This window comes from bacterium (genome assembly GCA_016873475.1).
Taxonomy (GTDB): domain Bacteria; phylum Krumholzibacteriota; class Krumholzibacteriia; order JACNKJ01; family JACNKJ01; genus VGXI01.
Window position 1 is genome coordinate 1 of record VGXI01000386.1, and the last position, 1,869, is coordinate 1,869.

General features: G+C 77.2%; 1 protein-coding gene. It reads right to left on the reverse strand.

Translation table 11 applies throughout. The features are described from left to right. The coding region (locus FJ251_16020) for a hypothetical protein (GenBank protein MBM4119207.1) at positions 1-1,869 on the reverse strand (1,869 nt) is incomplete at both ends.

Below are 1,869 nucleotides of genomic sequence, written 5' to 3' on the forward strand. Positions count from 1 at the left end.
AGCGCCCTTCAGGTGCGGCGAGGCCTGCTCGCCGAGGGCGAGCAGCGCGTCCAGGTGCGCGTCCCGCCGCAGGGCGCTCTCGCCCGCCTGCACGAGCGCCGCGAGCCCGTACTCGCGCACCGTCTCGAGGAGCTGGTAGCGCGCCTCGCCGCCCGGGCCGCTCGCCACCACCACCAGCGACTTGTCGACGAAGTGCGTGAGCTGCTCGAGCATTTCGAACTCGTCGCGGCCCTCGCCGCAGACCGCCGTCGCCAGCTCCAGGCTCCAGCCGCCCGCGAAAACGGCCAGCCCGCGCAGCAGGCGCTGCTCGTCCGCCGTCAGCAGGTCGTAGCTCCAGTCGAGGGCCGCGCGCAGCGTCTGGTGCTGCGGTAGGGCCGCGCCGCCAGCGCCCGGCGCGCCGGCGCTGGTCAGGAGGCGAAAGCGGTCGTCGAGACGCGCCTCGATCGCCGCCACGTCCAGCACGCGCACGCGCGCCGCCGCCAGCTCGATCGCGAGCGGGATGCCGTCCAGGCGCCGGCAGATGCGGGCGACGACGGGCGTCGCCTCGGCGCCGAGCGTCCAGTCGGGGCGCACGAGGCGCGCGCGGTCGACGAAGAGGCGCAGGGCCTCCGACTGGGCGAGGCGCGCGGGATCCTCGCTCGCGGGCAGCGTGAGCGAGGCGAGCGGGAAGTCCTGCTCGCCCGCCAGGGCGAAGCGCTCGCGGCTCGTGGCGAGGATCTTCAGGCGCGGGCAGCCGGCGAGCAGCGCGTGGGCGAGGGCCGCGCAGGGGGCCAGCAGGTGCTCGCAGTTGTCGAGGACGAGCAAGCAGGCCTTCTCGCGCAGGTGCTCGGCGAGGGTCTCGGCCAGCGGCCGCGCGGTCTCCTCGCGCAGGCCGAGCGCCGCGGCCGCCGCCTGCGGCACGCGCTCGGCTTCGCCCACGCGGGCGAATTCGACGAGCCAGACGCTGTCCGGATAGGCCGGCGCCAGCGCCCGCGCCAGCTCGAGGGCGAGGCGCGTCTTGCCGCAGCCGCCGGGGCCCGTGACCGTCACCAGGCGCGCGAAGCCGACGAGGCGCTTCAGCTCGGCCAGCTCGCGCTCGCGGCCGATGAAGCGCGTCAAGGCAAGCGGCAGGTTGTGCGCCGCAGCAGGCGGGGCCGCCGCCGCGCCGGCCGCCTCGAGCGCGGCCAGCGCCCGCCGCACGGCGCCCATGTCGGCCGGGCGCGCCGCGGCGTCCCGCGCCAGGCAGCTGGCGAGCAGGACGCGCAGGGCCTCCGGCAGTCCGCCCGGCAGCAGGGCCCAGTTCGGCTCCCCCTCCAGCGTGCGCGCCAGCACCTCCAGCGCGCCCGCGCCGCCGAAGGCGGGCCCCCCGGCCAGGCACTCGAAGAGCACGCAGCCGAAAGCGAAGACGTCCGTGCGCGGATCCAGCGGCAGACCCCGCGCCTGCTCGGGGCTCATGTAGCCGGGCGTCCCGAAGACGGTGCCCTGCGCCTCCAGCGTGAGCGAGCGCGTCGAGGCGTCGGGCTCCGCGCCCGCCGGCCCCGAGCGCGCGAGGCCGAAGTCCACCAGCTTCACCGCGCCCTTGCCGGTCAGCATCACGTTCGCGGGCTTGAGGTCGCGGTGGATGACCCCCTGCTCGTGCGCCGCCTCCAGGCCGGCGGCCATCTGCCGCGCGATCTCCAGCGCCTCGGCGAGCGGGAGCGCCCCCCGCGCGAGCCGCGCCGCCAGGGTGCCGCCCTCGACCAGCTCGAGCACGAGGGCCGGGGCCTCGCCGGCCGTCTCGACGAGGCCGTAGATCGCCGCGATGTGCGGGTGGTTCAGCGAGGCGAGCAGGCGCGCCTCGCGGCGCAGGCGGTCGACGCGCTCGGGGTCCTGGGTGAAGGCGGGAGCCCC